The sequence below is a fragment of the Streptomyces abyssalis genome (assembly GCF_001751365.1).
Classification (GTDB): Bacteria; Actinomycetota; Actinomycetes; order Streptomycetales; family Streptomycetaceae; genus Streptomyces; species Streptomyces abyssalis.
This window is the reverse complement of the sequence record NZ_LJGT01000040.1, coordinates 77,572-94,772: the sequence shown is the minus strand read 5'-3', so window position 1 is coordinate 94,772 and position 17,201 is coordinate 77,572. Positions and strand designations below refer to the sequence as shown.

General features: G+C 71.6%; 13 protein-coding genes. 2 read left to right on the top strand and 11 right to left on the bottom strand.

What is annotated here, in order from left to right; genetic code table 11:
- Nucleotides 1–118: 118 nt before the first annotated feature.
- From AN215_RS15365 to AN215_RS15325, 9 genes are all read right to left on the bottom strand, one after another.
- The gene (locus tag AN215_RS15365; RefSeq protein ID WP_070013567.1) at nucleotides 119–2,452 is read right to left on the bottom strand and encodes a xanthine dehydrogenase family protein molybdopterin-binding subunit; all 2,334 of its coding nucleotides are present in this window, start codon (nucleotides 2,450–2,452) and stop codon (nucleotides 119–121) included.
- 298 nt (nucleotides 2,453–2,750) lie between these two features.
- Nucleotides 2,751–4,805, bottom strand: coding sequence for a 2Fe-2S iron-sulfur cluster-binding protein (locus AN215_RS30390; protein WP_079123084.1), 2,055 nt, complete (start codon nucleotides 4,803–4,805; stop codon nucleotides 2,751–2,753).
- A complete protein-coding gene (locus tag AN215_RS15355) occupies nucleotides 4,802–5,662 on the bottom strand; it encodes an FAD binding domain-containing protein (RefSeq protein WP_070013953.1) in 861 nt (286 codons plus the stop codon). Before AN215_RS15355 ends, AN215_RS30390 begins: the two co-directional genes overlap by 4 nt.
- A 355-nt stretch (nucleotides 5,663–6,017) precedes the next feature.
- Entirely contained in the window at nucleotides 6,018–7,856 is a 1,839-nt protein-coding gene (locus AN215_RS15350; RefSeq protein ID WP_107374404.1) for a beta-N-acetylhexosaminidase, read from the bottom strand.
- Nucleotides 7,857–7,887: 31 nt separating this feature from the next.
- Entirely contained in the window at nucleotides 7,888–8,730 is an 843-nt protein-coding gene (locus tag AN215_RS15345; RefSeq protein ID WP_070013565.1) for a carbohydrate ABC transporter permease, read from the bottom strand.
- A 47-nt stretch (nucleotides 8,731–8,777) separates the two neighbouring features.
- The gene (locus tag AN215_RS15340) at nucleotides 8,778–9,761 is read right to left on the bottom strand and encodes a carbohydrate ABC transporter permease (protein ID WP_070013564.1); all 984 of its coding nucleotides are present in this window, start codon (nucleotides 9,759–9,761) and stop codon (nucleotides 8,778–8,780) included.
- Nucleotides 9,758–11,077 (bottom strand): extracellular solute-binding protein, encoded by a 1,320-nt coding sequence (locus AN215_RS15335; protein WP_070013563.1) that lies wholly within the window; start codon nucleotides 11,075–11,077, stop codon nucleotides 9,758–9,760. The genes AN215_RS15340 and AN215_RS15335 overlap by 4 nt, the downstream gene beginning before the upstream one ends.
- A 457-nt stretch (nucleotides 11,078–11,534) precedes the next feature.
- Nucleotides 11,535–11,837 (bottom strand): DUF3039 domain-containing protein, encoded by a 303-nt coding sequence (locus AN215_RS15330; RefSeq protein WP_070013952.1) that lies wholly within the window; start codon nucleotides 11,835–11,837, stop codon nucleotides 11,535–11,537.
- Nucleotides 11,838–11,848: 11 nt separating this feature from the next.
- Complete coding sequence (locus AN215_RS15325; protein WP_070013562.1) at nucleotides 11,849–12,520, bottom strand: YqgE/AlgH family protein; 672 nt, start codon at nucleotides 12,518–12,520, stop codon at nucleotides 11,849–11,851.
- Nucleotides 12,521–12,883: 363 nt separating this feature from the next.
- Between AN215_RS15325 and murA the strand changes: the two genes are divergently transcribed.
- Nucleotides 12,884–14,203 carry a UDP-N-acetylglucosamine 1-carboxyvinyltransferase gene (gene murA, locus AN215_RS15320; protein ID WP_070013561.1) on the top strand — a complete coding sequence of 440 codons (1,320 nt, stop codon included), beginning with the start codon at nucleotides 12,884–12,886 and terminating at the stop codon, nucleotides 14,201–14,203.
- Between the two features lie 134 nt (nucleotides 14,204–14,337).
- Here murA and AN215_RS15315 read toward each other — a convergent pair whose 3' ends face one another.
- A complete protein-coding gene (locus tag AN215_RS15315) occupies nucleotides 14,338–14,619 on the bottom strand; it encodes an HU family DNA-binding protein (RefSeq protein WP_028433116.1) in 282 nt (93 codons plus the stop codon).
- Between the two features lie 451 nt (nucleotides 14,620–15,070).
- Nucleotides 15,071–16,540 (bottom strand): NAD-dependent malic enzyme, encoded by a 1,470-nt coding sequence (locus tag AN215_RS15310; protein ID WP_070013560.1) that lies wholly within the window; start codon nucleotides 16,538–16,540, stop codon nucleotides 15,071–15,073.
- Nucleotides 16,541–16,856: 316 nt separating this feature from the next.
- Here AN215_RS15310 and AN215_RS15305 point away from each other — a divergent pair, with 316 nt between their 5' ends.
- On the top strand, nucleotides 16,857–17,063 hold the full coding sequence (locus tag AN215_RS15305; protein WP_028433118.1) for a cold-shock protein: 207 nt from the start codon (nucleotides 16,857–16,859) through the stop codon (nucleotides 17,061–17,063).
- Nucleotides 17,064–17,201: the final 138 nt, after the last annotated feature.

Genomic DNA, 17,201 nt, shown 5'->3' with positions numbered 1-17,201 from the left:
GCGCAAATGCCGTGCGCCGCTGCCCGGTTGGGCAGGGCGGTGATACGAGATCGTGATGTGTAGAGCGCTGCGCGCACCACAGCTGGGCAGGCCATCCGTCGGAGCCGTCCCCGCCCCCTCAACCCCCCACAGCCGTCTGCGGCCTGATCGGAAGCCGGTTGACCGGCATGCCCGTCGCCGCGCGGACCGCCGCCGCGACCGCCGCCGGGGAGGTGACCACCGGGACCGCCGAGGCGGCCTTGGCGCCGAAGGGGGCCACCACGTCCTGTTCTTCGATGAGTTGGACGATGCGGATGTCCGGGGCGTCCAGTGCCGTCGGCAGGGCGTAACCCGTGAAGTCCGGCTGGCGCACGATGCCTCGGTTGATGCGGAGGTGTTCGGTGAGGGCCGCGCCGACGCCCTGGGTGATGCCGGCCTCGATACGGGCATTGAGCTGCCGCGGGTTCAGCACGCGCCCCACGTCCTGGGCGATGGCCATCTCCACCACCCGGATCGAGCCGAGTTCGACGTCGACGTCCACCACGGAACGTACGGCGGCGAAGGCCAGCCCGACGAAGGCGTCGCCCTGCCCCGTCTCGTCCAGCGCCTCCGTCGGGTGCGGGCGGCACTGGGCGGTGGCCCACAACTCCTTGTCCTCCAGCGCCTCGACGACGGTCGTCGACAGCACACCGTCGTAGGAGGTGATCTTCCCGTCGGCGATGGTGAGCAGTTCGGTCGACATGCCGAACTTCGCGGCGAGCGGCTGCAGCAGCTGCGTACGCACCATCTTGGCCGCCCGCTCGACCGCGCCGCCCGACACCCAGGTGTGTCTGCTGTGCGCTCCCGCGCCGGCCGTCGGCTGGTCGGTGTCGACGGGCGCGACGTACACCTCGTCGATGCCCAGCGTCTCCTGCACGATCTGACGGGCGAGCGTCGTGAAGCCCTGCCCCGTCTCGACGGCGGCGCACATCACCGTCGCCACGGGGCCGTTGACCTTCACCGTGGCCGTGGAGACCTCGTCGGTGCCCTCCGCGCCGAGCATGTGCACCATGCCGAGCGCGTAGCCGACGCCGCGCCGCACCGCGCCCGGTTCGCCCGCGCCCTCGGGGCCGCCGGGCAGCAGCCAGTCGCGCTCGGGGCTGTCCTTCGGCAACGCGGGCAGCGGCGCTTCCCGTACGGCGCTCAGCAGTTCGGCCACGGGCGCCGGGCAGGTGACGGTCTGGCCGGTGGGCAGCAGATCACCGGTCGCCATGACGTTGCGCATGCGCAGGTCGGCGGGGTCCATGCGCAACTGCGCGGCCAGCTTGTCCATTTGGCCCTCGTACGCCGCGCACACCTGCATCGCGCCCTCGCCGCGCACATGGCCGGACGGCGGGTTGTTCGTACGTACGGCCCAGCCGTCGATCGTGGCGTGCGGCACGACGTACGGACCTGCCGCGAAGGAGACCGCGGCGGCGAGCGCGTCGGCGGTGGTGTCCGCGTAGGCGCCCGCGTCGAGGAGGATCTGCGCCTCGACCTTCACCAACCGGCCCTCGCTGTCCGCGTGATGGCGGTAGCGCAGCAGTGTGGGGTGGCGGTGGGCGTGCCCGAGGAAGGACTCCTCGCGGGTGGCGGCGATCTTCACGGGGCTGCCCGTCTTCATCGCCAGCAGCCCCAACGGCACCTGCAGACCGGTGTCTTCGCGGTCGCCCATCGCACCGGGCACGCCGGTCACGACGACCTTGACCTGCTCGGGCGCGAGGCCGAAGCAGGCGGCGGCCAGGTCGCGGTCGGTGTGCGGGTCGGTGGAGGCGGTGTAGATCTCCACGCCGCCGTCGGGGCGGGGCACGGCGAGCCCGGCCTCGGCGCCGATGGGCGCGGGGTCCTGGCGGCCGATGCGGTAGAGGCCGTCGACGACGACGTCGCCCGTGATGTCCTGGTCGCCGAAGCGCAGCGGGATGTGACGGATCAAGTTGCCGTCGGGGTGCAGCGGTTCGGCCTCGAAGGACTTCTCCGGGTCCGTGACGGCGTCCAGCGGCTCGTACTCCACGGCGATCGCCGCGGCCGCCAGCCGCGCCGTGTCGGGGTGGTCGGCTGCGACGGCGGCGACCGGCTCCCCGTAGTAGCGCACGACGTCGCGGGCGAAGGCGGGCTGGTCGGCGACCTTGCGTCCGTGGCCGGCGTCACCGGGCACGTCCTCGTGGGTGACGACGGCGTGTACCCCGGTCAGCGCGGCCGCCGGCCCGGTGTCGATGGAGACGATGCGGGCGTGCGGGTGCGGCGCGCGCAGTACCGCCGCCCACAGCAGGCCCTCGGCCCACAGGTCGCCCGCGTAGGGGAAGGTGCCTTCGGCTTTGGCGGGTGCGTCGGTCGAGGGAAGGGACGCGCCGATCCCGTGCGTGACGGGACCGCCGTCGGCGGAGTCGGGCGAGAGCGGTGTGCCCTGGGCGGGGGTCGCTGTGACGGCGCCGGGGCCGTCGGCCGTGCTGGTCATGCCGCTGCTGCCTTTCCGCGTCGTCCCTGCACGCGGTGCTCCTGTACGCCTCGCCCTTGTACGCCTCCCGCTTGTGCGCGGTGTCGCTGTACGCGGTGTCGCTGTACGCGGTGTCGCTGTGCTCCGTGGTGCGGTGCTCCGTGATGCCGTGCTGCGTGATGCCGTGCTGCGTGGTGCGGTACGCCGTGATGCCGTACGCCGCGCGCCGGTGCGCCGTGATGCGGTACGGCCCGGTGCCGTGCGCCTTCCGTTCGTACGCGGCGCCCGTGAGGGCGGGCCGCCGGGGGCTCCACGAGCCTCATGCTCCGCCTCCCCCCGGGAAGTGCGCGCCGCCCGCGCCCGGGCCCGCCTGGTGCGGGATGCGTGCGGAGGCGTCGGCCAACTCCTGTTCGTACGCCTCCGCTTCGGCCTCGGCCTCCGCCTCCTCCCGAGCGGCCTGCTCGGCACGTTCGGAGACGACGGTACGGACGGCGTCGAGCACGCCGCGGTAGCCGGAGCAGCGGCACAGGTTGCCGCTGATGGCCTTGCGGGCCTCCAGTTCGCTGGGCGCGTGGTTGCCCTCCAGCAGGTCGTGCACCGTCATCGCGAGGCCGGGTACGCAGAAGCCGCACTGCACGGCTCCCGACTCGGTGAGCGCGCGCTGCACGTCGGAGGGCACGCCGTCGGAGGCCAGCCCCTCGACCGTACGGATCTCGCTGCCCGCCGCCGTCGCCGCGGGAACGAGGCAGGCGGCGACGAGGCGGCCGTCGACCTGCACGGAGCAGGCGCCGCACTCGCCCTGCGAGCAGCCGTCCTTGGCACCGGCGAGGCCGAGGCGCTCCCGGAGGACGTACAGGAGGGATTCGCCGATCCAGGCGTCGGTGACGGGACGGTCGATGCCGTTGACGTGGAGGACATAGGAGACGTGCGGGTGTTCGCCGCCGAGTTCGGGGGCGAGTTCGACCGGCCGTTCCTCGGAGACCTCGTCGTCGGTGGCCGGTTCCCCCGCCCCCGCCTCGCGGGCGGTGGAGGGTGCGGGTACGCGTGTGGACCCGGATGCCTGTGCCGGTCCGGGTGGGGCCTCCGGCTCGGGAGCGGGCGCCGGTTCGGGAGCCGCCGGTGCCGGGGGCTGGGCCCAACCGCCGCCCGGAGCAGGCGAGTTCGGACCCGCGTCCGTACGTGCGTCCGGGCCCGCGTCCGTACCGGCGACGTCCGTACCGGCCGTGTCCGTCACGATGCCGGTGCCGGAGGAAGGCGTGAACGGAAGTCCCGAGCGCACCGTCCCCATCGGCGCCCGTGCCCCGGTGCCGTCCGCGTCGTCCGTACCGCCGTCGGTGGCCGTGTCGGCCGCCGTGCCCCCGGAGGGAGCCGCTTCGCTCCACTGCGCCGACTGCGACGCGGATGCGTACGTGCCCCCCGCGTCCCCCGGAGCGGTCTCCGCTGCCTCCCCCGGCACGGTCCCGGGCACGGCCTCGCGCCCGTCGAGGTGCCCCTCGAAGGGCACCTGCCGGCGCGCGTGCGCCTCGGCGAAGTGCTCGTCCCCCGCGATGTCCTGCTGATGCTGCACGGACCCTGCCGAGCCGTGCTGCGGCGCCGCGGGTCCGCTGAACTGCGTGCCCGGTCCTATCGGTTCCGCTTCGTCCGGCGTGATGCCGCCGCCCGTGCCGAGAGGCCGCCGCTGCGTACGCGCCTCGTGCGAGCCGGCGAGCGCCGCGGCGGCACCCTGGCCGGCCCCTCCCTGGTCGCCGAACGCCCCGGCCGTACCGGGCTGTTGGTCCTGCTGCGGTGCGAACTGCTGCTCGTACTGCTGACCGTGCGAGGAGGGGTCGTACCCGCCCGGGCCACCGGCCCCGGTCCCCTCGCCGAACGGCATCGCCCACTGCCCGGCGGATTCCGGACCGTCCGCGGCGGGTGCCACGGGCTGCCCGGACCCCTGCTGCCCGGCGACCTCCGCCGGGTCCAGCGGAGGCGGCGTGTAGCCGCCCTGCCCCGTGCCGGGTGCGGCCAGCGGGCCCCATGCCTCGACTCCCGCGCCGGGAGGCGGCAGCGGACCGGCGGGCAGCTGGACGAAGGCGGTGGCGTCCTGGTCGGACTCGCCGCCCCAGCCTTCCCGCGGGTACGAGCCGTCCTGCGGATACGACGGGTGCGGCTGAGGCCGGCCCGGCTGCTGCTGCGCGTGCTGCGCCCGCTGCCCGTAGCCGCCGTACTCGCCGTACTCCCCGTATTCGGCGCGGTAGCCGCCCTCGTCGCCGTACTCGGCGTATTCGCCGTACTCGGAGCCGTACCCGTCCGTGTATCCCTGTCCGTGGTGCCCCTGCCCGTGTCCGTACCCCTCGCCCGGTGCGTTGGGGTCGTGCGGGCTGCCGTTGCTCATGCGAGCGCCCTCCCGAGTCCTCGGCGGGCCAGTGTTGCCACCGTACGCCGCAAGTGGAAGGCCGCGGGCGGAAGTGCGGGAGCCTCACCGCCCTCCTCTGCCGGGGCGGGGTCGGGGATGCACGCCATGGCGACGTAGTCACCGAAGGCGGCGAGGGCCTCGGGGGCCAGACCGCGCTGTCCGTCCCAGTCGATCAGCGACGCGATCCAGCGCTCCGCCTCCAGCGGACGCAGCGGCATCGGCGCGACCGCACCGACCGCGCAGCGCACTCCGCGCCGCACCGGGTCCAGCACGACGGCGACCGAGGCCATGGCGCGGCCGGGACCGGTACGCCCCGTGGCCTTCAGGAAGGTCTGCGGCGCGTGCAGAAGCGGAACCCGCACGTGCCCGACGACCTCGCTGGGCCGCAGCATGTCCACGTTCGCGAGGAGGTGGCTCACCGGGATCTCGCGCCGCGCACCCTCCGGGCCCGCGACGACGAGCGTGGCCTCCAGAGCCGCCAGCACCGGCAGGGTGTCGCCGGTCGGGTGGGCGCTGACGACGTTGCCGCCGAGCGTGCCGGCGTTACGGATCTGGGGCGGACCGGCGGCGCGTGCGCCGGCCGCGAGCGCCGGGATGAGGGCGGAGAAGTCGGGACGTCCCATGCGGGCGTGGGTGAGACCGGCGCCCAGGAGCGCCTCCCCGTCCAGGTACTGCCAGCCGCGGATCTCGCTGATCCGTCCGAGTCCGACGAGCGCGGCGGGGCGGAGATGGCCGGCGTTCACGCCCGCCATCAGGTCGGTGCCGCCTGCCACGGGCACCGCCGCGGGCACGGCGGAGAGCGCGGCCACGGCCTCGTCGAGCGTGGTGGGCAGCATGACCGACGGCACAGCCTGTGGCGCATGTTGTTCATGCTGTGCTTGCGTGCTCAATCCAGCCGCCCCTTCCCCGGTCGACCCGGCTGCCGTGCCCGTACGGTACGTGCTCACGGGCCGGACGAGGCAACTCTGGCACATCTCGGCGGGCAGTCGGACCGGGGGCCCGGTATGGGCTGTTCCGTCAGCTGACATCACTCTCGTCCCCTGTCCGGAACGCGGGCCCGTAATCCCCAGCTCACACGGGCAAGCGACGAATTGCCACTCTCGGTGACTCTTGTGCCGATCAACGAACCTGTGCGGACTTTCGTGCTACGGACCACACCGGTGCCCTGCGGTTACGCGCGCACGGGCCGGGCTAGCCCCCGGGCACGGCCTCCGGTCCGCCCGCGGCTCCCTCCCCGGCGCCGGGCGGCTCCTCCTCCGGGCCGTCGGACGGTTCCTCCCCCGGGCCGTCGAGCGGCCGTCCCACGATGCCCGGGCGGCGCTGCCACGGGCGCGGGCCGCCGGGCGGGCGGAAGGCCACACCCATCGCCTCCAGACGTGCGTAGTGCTCGTCGGTCATGCGGCGTTCGAAGTCCGCGAAGTGCGCCCCGCGCCGCGCGGGAGCGGGCAGTGACGACCAGACGGCCTCGGCGAAGGCGGTGAGGCGCGGGAAGGTCTGGTAGTCGACGCGCTGCTGGTTCTCGGTGCACTCGGTCCACATGTTGGCCTGGGCGCCGAGTACATGCCGCTCCTGCGGCGTTCCCGCCAACTCCCCCGGAACGGGCTCGAAATGGTAGACGTCGCGCAGGGTGCGTACGTATCCGAGCGGCACCGGTTCCGTCGCGCCGCCGTCCTGCCGGTGGTCCAGATACACCTGGTCCTCCGGGCACATCACGACGTCGTGCCCGGCGCGTGCGGCGGCGACGCCGCCGGCCCTGCCACGCCAGGAGGAGACCGCCGCCCCTGTGGTGAGGTCGGGGCCGCCCTCCAGGATCTCGTCCCAGCCGATGAGGCGCCGTCCGCGTGCGGCGAGCCAGTGGTCGAAGTGCTGGACGAACCACGCCTGCAGGGCGCATTCCGGGGCTGCCCGCCCGCGGCCGGCGCCACGGGGCGAGTCGGGCTCGTCCGTACTCAGGCCCAGTTCACGCATGCGCGCCCGCGCCGAAGGCGACGCGCGCCACTGGTCCTTGGGGCATTCGTCGCCGCCGAGGTGGATGAAGCGGGAAGGGAAGATCTCCAGGAGTTCCTCCAGCACGCCCTCGTAGAAGCGCAGCACGTGCTCGCCCGGCGCGAGGATGTCGGAGCTCACGCCCCAGTCCGTCCACACCGCCGTACGGGCGGTGTCGACGGCGTCGGTGTTGCCGAGTTCCGGGTACGCGGCGATCGCGGCCTGCGAATGACCGGGCACGTCGATCTCGGGGACGACGGTGATGTGCCGGTCGGCGGCGTACGCGACGATCTCCCGCAGGTCCTCCTGGCTGTACCAGCCGCCGTGCGCCCGCTCGTCCCACAGCGGCTGCGTCCCCGGCACGCGGCCTCCGTGTCCGACGCGGGTGCGGGCGCGGGTGCCGCCCACCTCGGTCAGCCGGGGCCGGTGCCGGATCTCTACGCGCCAGCCCTGGTCGTCGGTGAGGTGCAGATGGAGGACGTTGAGCTTGTGCGCGGCGAGCAGGTCGAGGGTGCGCAGCACGCCGTCCTTGGGGGTGAAGTGCCGTGCGACGTCGAGCAGATGACCGCGCCAGGCGAAGCGCGGACCGTCCTCGATGTGCACCGCGGGGATGCGCCGGCCCATGCCGTCCCGCGCCGTGCCGGCCCGCCGGAAGGCTGCGGGGCCGAGAAGCTGCCGCAGCGTCTGCGCACCCCAGAAGACCCCGGCGGGTGCGCCTCCGGTGATACGCAGGCTTCCGGCGGAGGCCCGCAGTTCGTAACCCTCGGGGCCGAGCCGGGCGGCGACTGCCTCGTCCGTGCTCAGCACGAGCGCACCGCCGCCTGTGCCGCCGTCCGCACCGCCTTGCGTGCTTCCGTGCTCGCCGCCCGGCGGCAGCGGCCATCCCGTGGCGGGGCTGACGGTGGCGCGGAGCCAGCGCGCGGTGTCCTCGGTGCCTGGGCCCGCGACGAGCACGCTGGCCGGGCCGAGGACGAAGTCCCGCCCGTCACCGCCCGGTTGGGGCGTCACGGAACGAGGCGCGGGGACGAGATTCCGGTACGGCACGGGCGACACCTCTCGTCGGGTCTCCTCGGGGTCAGTCCTTCACGGCGCCCCCGAGCCCGGAGACCAGGCGCCGGTGCACGAGGACGAAGAAGACCAGAACGGGAAGCGTCATCACAGTCGAGGCCGCCATCACCCCGCCCCAGTCGGGGGTTTCGGTGTCGAAGAAGACCAACAGGGCCATGGGGAGCGTGGAGTTCTCCGTCGCGGAGATGATGAAGGACTTGGCGAAGAGGAAGTCGTTCCACGTCGAGATGAACGAGAAGACGCTCGTCGCCACAAGTCCAGGAAAGACCAGGGGGAAGAGGATCTGCCACAGGAACCGTGTGCGACTGGCCCCGTCGATCACGGCCTGTTCCTCCAGCGCCTCCGGCACCGCCTTCACGAAGCCGCGCAGCATCCACACGGCGAACGGCAGTGAGAAGGCGAGGTGCGGAAGTATCAGCGACAGAAGGGAGTTGAGCGCGCCGACGTCCCGCATGAGGAAGAACATGGGAATGGTCAGGGCCTCGACCGGCACCATCTGCGCCACGAGGAAAAGGATGAGCAGCGTCGTACGCAACCGGAAGCGGAAACGCGTCACGGCCGTCGCCGCGAGAAACGCGATGACGGCGGAGGCGACCACCACCGTCCCGGCCACGAGCAGGCTGTTGAGGAAGTAGCGCCCGAACTCCTGCTGCCCGAACACCCGCCGGAAGGCGTCCAGGGAGGGATTCAGCGTCCAGGGCACGGGTTGTGCCGAGCGCACTTCACCGGCGGGCTTGAAGGCCGAAAGGACCATCCAGTAAAGGGGGAAGGCCACGGCGAGCGCGACGGCGACGGCGGCCGACTCGGCGGCCAGCCGCCACGGCCTGATCCGGGACGCCGTCCTGGACACGGCTCCGCGCAGCCCCGTCCGAGCTGGACCCGTCCCGGCCGGCCCCGTCACAGTTCCTCGCCCTTCCTCCGCAGCAGCCGCAGATACACCAGGGTGACGCCGAGAAGAAGCAGCAGCATGACGACGCCGATGGCCGAACCGAGGCTGTACTGGGAGGAGGCGAACGCCTTCTGGTATGCGTACACGTTGAGCACGAGGTTCTGTCCCGCGATCCCGCCGCCGCCCGTCATCACGTAGATCTGCGTGAAGACCTTGAAGTCCCAGATCACCGACTGGATCGTCACGACGAGCAGAATCGGGCGCAGCATCGGTGCCGTCACGCTGCGCCATGTCCGCCACTGTGAGGCGCCGTCGAGCGAGGCCGCCTCCAGCACCTCGGCCGGTACGGCCCTGATTCCCGCGTAGACGGTCACCATCACCAGCGGGAACGAGCACCACACCACTTCGAGGAAGACCAGCGCGAAGGCGCTCATCCGCCCGTACGTCCACGAGAAGTCGCCCAGCCCCAGCACCCTGTTGACGGGCCCGAAGTCGGCGTCGAAGAGGAACACCCAGACCGTGGAGCCGGTGATGGCCGGGGTCGCCCATGCGCCCAGTGCGGACAGCATCACCAGCAGCCGCGGCAGCGCCCGTACGCGCGTGAGGAGCACGGCGAGCGCGCATCCCGCGGTGAGGGTGCCGAAGACGCACGCGGCCGCGAAGAGCACGGTCGCCAGCAGCACGTGCCAGAACTGGCTGTCGGCGAAGAGTTCGGCGTAGTTGCCCAGCCCCTGGAAGGACGTCGGCTCGCCACCGCTGACCTGGGCCTGGGTGTATTCGAGGAGGGAGATGAGGCCCAACTGGTAGACGGGATAGGCCAGCAGCCCGGCGAGCACCACCAGCGCGGGCGCCAGATACAGCCACGGCGTCCAGCGCCCCTGCCGTGCGGGACGGGCCGCCGCCCCGCGGCTTCCCGGGGAACGGCGCGGGGATTCGCCCGAGGCGCCCGCCGTGCCCGCCGCCGCCTGCGGTGCCGGGGCGAGCGCGCTCACTCGGCGAACGCCTCGTCCATCTTCCGCGCGGCCTCCCCCGCCGCCTCGTCCACGCCGCTCTTCTTCCCCGCGATCTGCTGGAACATCGTCGGCAGCACGAGCCCCGCGTCCACCTCCGCCCATCCGGGCGTCGCCGGCACGAACTCCGTGCCCGCGTCGAGGGTTTCGACGAACGGCTCGACGAACGGCTCCTTCTTCGCGGCCTCTTCACGCGTGTCGGTGAAGGTCGGCAGAAAGCCCATGGCGTCGAAGAGCTCCCGCTGCGTTTCCTTGCCGGCCAGTTCCCGCATCAGCGCGACAGCGAGGGTGCGGTGCGAACTGCTCTTCAGTACGCCGATGTTGTTGCCTCCGGCGAAGGCGGGCGCGATGCTGCCGCGTTCGGTACCGGGAAGCGGCACCACGTCGTAGTCGCCCTTGACCTTTCCGTCCTCCATCGCCTGACGGTTGAAGTCACCGGCGAGCACCATTCCGGCCTTGCCCGCCGCAAAGGCCTCGACGTTCTCGTTGCCGCCCATCTCCGCGCACTTCACGGCAGGGCAGTTGCCGTCGCCGAACAGATCGGTGTAGGCGGATATCCCGCGCTTCGCCCGTGGGCTGTCGACGGCCGAGGTGAAGGTGCCGTCCTGCTTCTTCCGGGCCAGTTCGCCGCCGTGCGCCCAGATGAACGGCATGGCCCCGTACGTGTACGCGCCTCCGACTGCGAGCCCGTACATGCCCGGCCTCTCCGCGCGTATCTTCCGTGCGGCCGAGGCGACTTGGCCGAGCGTGCGCGGCGGCTCGATGCCGAGGTCGCCGAAGACGTCGGTGCGGTAGTACAGCGCCCGCACGCCGACGAAGAACGGCGCTCCGTAGACCTTGCCGCCGACGGTCACGGACTTCTTCGCCGTGGGGTCCACCTGCCGCGCCTGCGGCCAGTCGGCGAACTCCTCGGTCACATCCGCCAGTCCGCCGTTCTCGACGTAGCCGGCCGTGTCGGTGTTGCCGTACTCGATCACGTCGGGCGCGGACGAGGGGTCGTTGAAGGCGCCCTTGATCTTCTCGGCGCGGCTGTCGACGGGGATGTACTGCACGTCGACACGCACGCCCTCGTGCCGCTTCTCGAACTTCCGCATCACGCGGTCGACGACGCGTTCCTTCGGCTCGTTGCCGACCTCGCGGAAGAGCCACACGCGCAAGGTGCCGCTCTTCTCGTCCTTCTGCGGCCCGCCGCCGGACGTGGAGGGAGCGCAGCCCGCCAGCAGCGCCCCTGTCATGGCGAAGGCGAGTGCGAGCGCAAGTGCCGTCGGCAGCGCGGCAGTTCGTCCGGTCGACTTCACGGCGAGTCCCCCAACCCTCATAGGGCGTTGCAGAATTCGCAACGCGAGTTCCGCGTCGCACAACCGCACAGGAGATTACGAGCCCCGCCCCGCCCGGGCAATAGGTCTCGACCAATCCGTTGCCGCGTCCGCGGCCGGAGGGACGTCACGTCCGCGCCCGGCGGCACGTCGCGTCCGCGGCCGGAAGCACGCCGGGAAGTGTGCGAAGCCGCGTCCGCCGCTCAACAGACCAGCGCGCCCCGCCCGTCCCGGAGAGGGACGAACGGGGCGCGCCGTGAGCCTTGCGCGGAGAGTGCGGACGAGCCGCCCGCCGGTACGGCCGGGCGCCCGGAACAAGCCGGGGAGCCGGGAGCAGGCGAGCGGACCGACTGGCGGACGACCGGGCGGGCGGGAAGCGAGCCGGGCGCATGGAAGCGCCGGTCAGAACCGCTCAGGCCGGCTGCGGCCGCCGGGGGCGCTACTTGCCGCCCTTGCCACCGCCGTCCTTGCCGCCGCCCTTGTCACCGCCGGGAGAGCTCATCGTCTCGTAGATCTCCTTGCACATGGGACAGACCGGGTACTTCTTCGGGTCACGCCCGGGTACCCAGACCTTCCCGCAGAGCGCGACGACGGGCGTGCCGTCCATGGCGCTCGCCATGATCTTGTCCTTCTGGACGTAATGGGCGAACCGTTCGTGATCGCCGTCTCCGTGCGAAGTCTGCGGTGTCGGCTCGACGAGGGTGCCGGTGCCCGTGCCGCGCTCAGGCTCAAGAGTGCTCATGCGGACCAAGCCTAATTCAGTGAGGCATCGTCCGGGTATGTGGCCACCATCGCCAGCTCACTGCGCTGACGTCGCAGCACGGACCGCCACAGACGCTCCGGCGAGGGCGACGAGACGTCGCCCGGCTCGGACTCCACGACATACCACGCGCCCTCGGACAGCTCCTTCTCCAGCTGCCCGGGCCCCCAGCCCGCGTACCCGGCGAAGATGCGCAGCGAGCCCAGCTCGGCGGCGAGCAGCTCCGGCGGTGCCTCCAGGTCGACCAGGCCGATCGCGCCGTGTACGCGACGCCAGCCCAGCGGCCCGTCGCGCGCCTCCTCGCCGCTGCCGTCGGCGGCTGCGGCGTCCTCCCCGTCCGGCCCGTCCGCGCCCCGCTCTCCCGGCTCCGCGGCCACTCCCGCGGCGTCCTTGCTGCCCTGTGAGGCGGGCACCACGGCCACCCCGAGCGCGGCGTCCAGCGAGACCGGTCCTCCCTGGAAGACGACCCCGGGCTCTCCCGCGAGCGCCGCCCAGGGCTCCAGGATGTCGACGACGTCTACGGGCGTGGGGCGGTTGAGCACCACGCCGAGCGACCCCTCCACGTCGTGGTCGAGCAGCAGGACCACGGCCCGGTCGAAGTTCGGGTCGGCCAGCACCGGAGTGGCGACGAGCAGCCGTCCGGTGAGCGAGGACACCTCGGTCATGCGGCAATGATCCCGCACGTGAGCCTTCCGTGTGAGCCAACGGCCGGATCGGGCACCCCGGGACCGGCGTCCGCCCTGCTCACAGCGCATGCACCGGATCTCCGCAGATCCCGCGCACACCCTCCCGCGGACCCCCGCACGATCCACCCCGCACCCGCAACTCCGATCACGTCACGGGCACTTCACCCTCACACAACGTGACCGTTCCGGGCCCGAGCTGCCCCGACCGCCTCTCTTACGCGGGGGTGCGCCAGGACCATTACGATTGTCCTTCGTCTTGCCCCAGAACTTCCCCAGGGGCCGGCGAGGCCGCACAGGCCTCAAATCATCTGCCCCGAACCGTCTTCAGGAACGCGGAGATCCATGACCGACGACATCCTGCTCGTCCACGGCGGCACCCCGCTCGACGGCGAAATCCGTGTCCGTGGCGCGAAGAACCTCGTTCCGAAGGCGATGGTCGCCGCGCTGCTGGGAAGCGAGCCCAGCCGGCTCCGCAACGTCCCCGACATCCGCGACGTGCGGGTCGTTCGCGGCCTTCTGCAACTGCACGGCACGACCGTGACCACCGGCGACGAGCCGGACGAGCTGGTGCTCGACCCGTCCCACGTCGAGAGCGCCAACGTCGCCGACATCGACGCCCATGCCGGCTCCTCCCGCATCCCGATCCTCTTCTGCGGCCCGCTGCTGCACCGCCTGGGGCACGCCTTCATCCCGGGCCTGGGCGGCTGCGACATCGGCGGCCGTCCGGTCGACTTCCACTTCGACGTGCTGCGCCAGTTCGGCGCGACGATCGAGAAGCGCGCCGACGGCCAGTACCTGGAGGCCCCGCAGCGGCTGCGCGGCACCAAGATCCGCCTGCCGTACCCGTCCGTCGGCTCCACCGAGCAGGTGCTTCTCACCGCGGTCCTCGCGGAGGGTTCCACCGAGCTGAGCAACGCCGCCGTCGAGCCCGAGATCGAGGACCTCATCTGCGTGCTGCAGAAGATGGGCGCGATCATCTCGATGGACACGGACCGCACGATCCGCATCACCGGGGTCGACAAGCTCGGCGGCTACACCCACAGCGCACTCCCCGACCGTCTGGAGGCCGCCTCGTGGGCGAGCGCGGCGCTCGCGACGGAGGGCCAGGTCTTCGTACGCGGCGCGAGCCAGCGCGAGATGATGACCTTCCTGAACACCTTCCGCAAGGTCGGCGGGGCATTCGAGGTCCTCGACGAGGGCATCCGCTTCTGGCACCCGGGCGGCCCGCTGAAGTCGATCGCGCTGGAGACGGACGTGCACCCCGGCTTCCAGACGGACTGGCAGCAGCCGCTCGTCGTCGCACTCACCCAGGCCACGGGCCTCTCGATCGTCCACGAGACGGTCTACGAGTCCCGCCTCGGCTTCACCTCCGCGCTGAACCAGATGGGCGCGCACATCCAGCTCTACCGCGAGTGCCTCGGCGGTTCGGCCTGCCGCTTCGGGCAGCGCAACTTCCTGCACTCGGCGGTCGTTTCGGGCCCGACGAAACTGCAGGGCTCGGATCTGATCATTCCCGACCTGCGCGGTGGCTTCTCGTACCTGATCGCGGCGCTGGCCGCCCAGGGCACCTCCCGTGTCCACGGCATCGACCTGATCAACCGCGGCTACGAGAACTTCATGAACAAGCTCGCGGAACTCGGCGCCAAGGCGGAACGCCCCTGAGCAGCCCGCCGGAGCGCACATCCGGCGCACACCGCCCCGGAACACACGGGAGGGCGGCCACCCGGTCGGGGTGGCCGCCCTCGTCGCGTGCGTGGCCGGGAGCGCCTGTCAGCCGCTCCCGGCCCGCGGGGCCCTTACTTGCCCTTGGCGGATTCCTTGAGCTTCGAGCCGGCCGACACCTTCACGCTGTACCCGGCCGGAATCTCGATCGGGTCGCCGGTCTGCGGGTTCCGCGCGGTGCGGGCCGCACGGTGCGTGCGCTCGAAGGTGAGGAAACCGGGGATGGTGACCTTCTCGTCGCCCTTGGAGACGACCTCGCCGACGGTCTCGGCGAGGGCGGCCAGAACGGCGTCGGCGTCCTTACGGGTCACCTCGGCGCGCTCGGAGAGAGCGGCCACCAGCTCACTGCGGTTCATAACTCGTTACTCCCGTGTTCTTCTTGCCGATGAGGCGTGAGATCGAAGCCGATGCTGCCAGGGCCCTCGGACAGTCCCCTGACCAGGGTCTGCTTTGAGACCCTCCCGCCCCGTGGGGAATCCCCAGGACGAAGTCCCCTGGGGACGAATCCTGCCCCTACGTACGGCGGGAAAGCCAATCCGGATCGTCCTGACAGCTGCGGAGTCACACGAGCGGCGGCGATGGCCGTGCTGTGCTGACGCCCCACAGGCTTGTGTCTGCCGCAACCCTAGAGGGGGCGTCGTGACCCTGCACCTCGCGACGCGCCGTACCACCATGCGGTGGACGGCCGGGATCGCGGACCGGTCCCGGCACGAGCTCACCGGGCCGTGAGTACCCCCGGGCGCCCGCACAAACCGCTGCGCGCCGCCGGTGCGGCCGCTCCGGCCGCCGCGGCCCTGCCCGGCGGGCTCAGGCCGGGGGCCCGTCCGACGCTGTGGCGGCGGCGGCCGTCGTCGGGGCCGGCGCGACGGCGGCCTCTCCGGCGGCGCGTGCGGCGTCCCGTACGGCGCCCGCGACAGCGCCGGAGACCTTCTCGTTGAAGACGCTGGGAATGATGTAGTTCGGGTTCAGCTCGTCCTCCAGCACCACGTCGGCGAGCGCGCGGGCGGCGGCGAGCATCATCTCGTCGTTGACGGACCGCGACTGCGCGTCCAGCAGACCGCGGAAGACGCCGGGGAAGACCAGCACGTTGTTGATCTGGTTGGGGAAGTCGGAACGCCCCGTGGCGACGACGGCGGCCGTCTCGCGCGCCACCGCCGGGTCGACCTCCGGGTCGGGATTGGCGAGCGCGAACACGATCGCGTCCTCCGCCATGCGTGCCACGTCGGTGCCGCCCAGCACGTTCGGGGCGGAGACACCGATGAAGACGTCGGTGCCTACGACGGCGTCCTTCAACGTCCCGGTCACGCCCTCGGAGTTGGTGTTCTCCGCGATCCAGCGCAGCGGCGACCCCTCGGCCTCGCCGACGAGGTCCTCGCGCCCGTCGTGCACCACGCCGTGGATGTCGGCGACGACGGCGTGTTTGACGCCCGCCTCCAGCAGCAGTTTCAGGATCGCCGTGCCGGCCGCTCCCGCACCGGACATCACCACCCGGATGTCCTCGATGCGCTTGTCCACGACGCGCAGCGCGTTGTAGAGCGCGGCGAGCACCACGATGGCCGTGCCGTGCTGGTCGTCGTGGAAGACGGGGATGTCGACGAGCTCGCGCAGCCGCGCCTCGATCTCGAAGCAGCGCGGCGCGGAGATGTCCTCCAGGTTGATCCCGGCGAAGCCCGGTGCCAGCGCCCGTACGATCTCGACGATCGTGTCCGTGTCCTGGGTGTCCAGGCAGATCGGCCATGCGTCGATCCCGGCGAAGCGCTTGAAGAGGGCCGCCTTGCCCTCCATGACGGGCAGCGCGGCCTTCGGGCCGATGTTGCCCAGGCCCAGCACCGCGGAGCCGTCGGTGACCACGGCGACGCTGTTCCGCTTGATCGTCAGCCGCCGCGCGTCCTCGGGGTGTTCCGCGATCTGCGTGCACACGCGGGCGACGCCCGGCGTGTAGACCATGGAGAGATCGTCGCGATTGCGAATGGGGTGTTTCGACGACATCTCGATCTTGCCGCCGAGGTGCATCAGGAACGTACGGTCCGAGACCTTGCCGAGTGCGACACCCTCGATACCGCGCAGCTCCGCCACGATCTCGTCGGCGTGCGAGGTGGACGACGCGGCGATCGTCACGTCGATACGGAGCCGCTCGTGCCCCGAAGCGGTGACATCGAGGCCGGTGACCGAACCGCCCGACGACTCCACGACCGTGGTGATCTGGCTGACCGCGGTCCCTCCGGCGGGGACCTCCAAACGGACCGTCATCGAGTAGGAGACGCTGGGCGCGCTCATTGCCGACTTCCCTCTGCTTTCCCTTGACGCGTTGTGCCGCACCGGACCGGGGCGCCGAAGTATCGACGCCGGGGGGTGGGGCGCGTCAACAGATCGTCGCACCTACCCTCCGGTACGGGGTAACCCGCGGACCGGACCGTACCTAGGCGCGGAAAGAGCCTTCCACAGTACGAGATGCCGGTGATCCGGGCTCCTCCGGCCCCCCGTTTTCGGCACCGGCGCGAAAGTCTGTGTCTACGCCCCAAATCACTTCAAAGCGCCCCATCTCAGCCTAGGATCGGCCCGCAAACCCCATATGCATACAGGGAGACCAGGAATGGCTCAGGGCACCGTCAAGTGGTTCAACGCCGAGAAGGGCTACGGCTTCATCGCTCAGGAGGACGGCGGACCGGACGTATTCGTCCACTACAGCTCGATCCACGGAGAGGGCTACCGCAGTCTGCAGGACACCCAGCGCGTCGAATTCGAGATCGCGGAGGGCCGCAAGGGCCCGCAGGCGGAAGGGGTCCGCATCATCGGCTGAAGGCCGACGGCACGAACCCCTGAAGAGAGCTTCACCGAAGCGGAAGCTCAAGAAGTCTTTGGTGACACCGACCCGCCAGCTCGCCTCGCGGCAAGTGGTCGCTCGAAGCGACAATGGTTGGGCCCGGGGGCATGGATC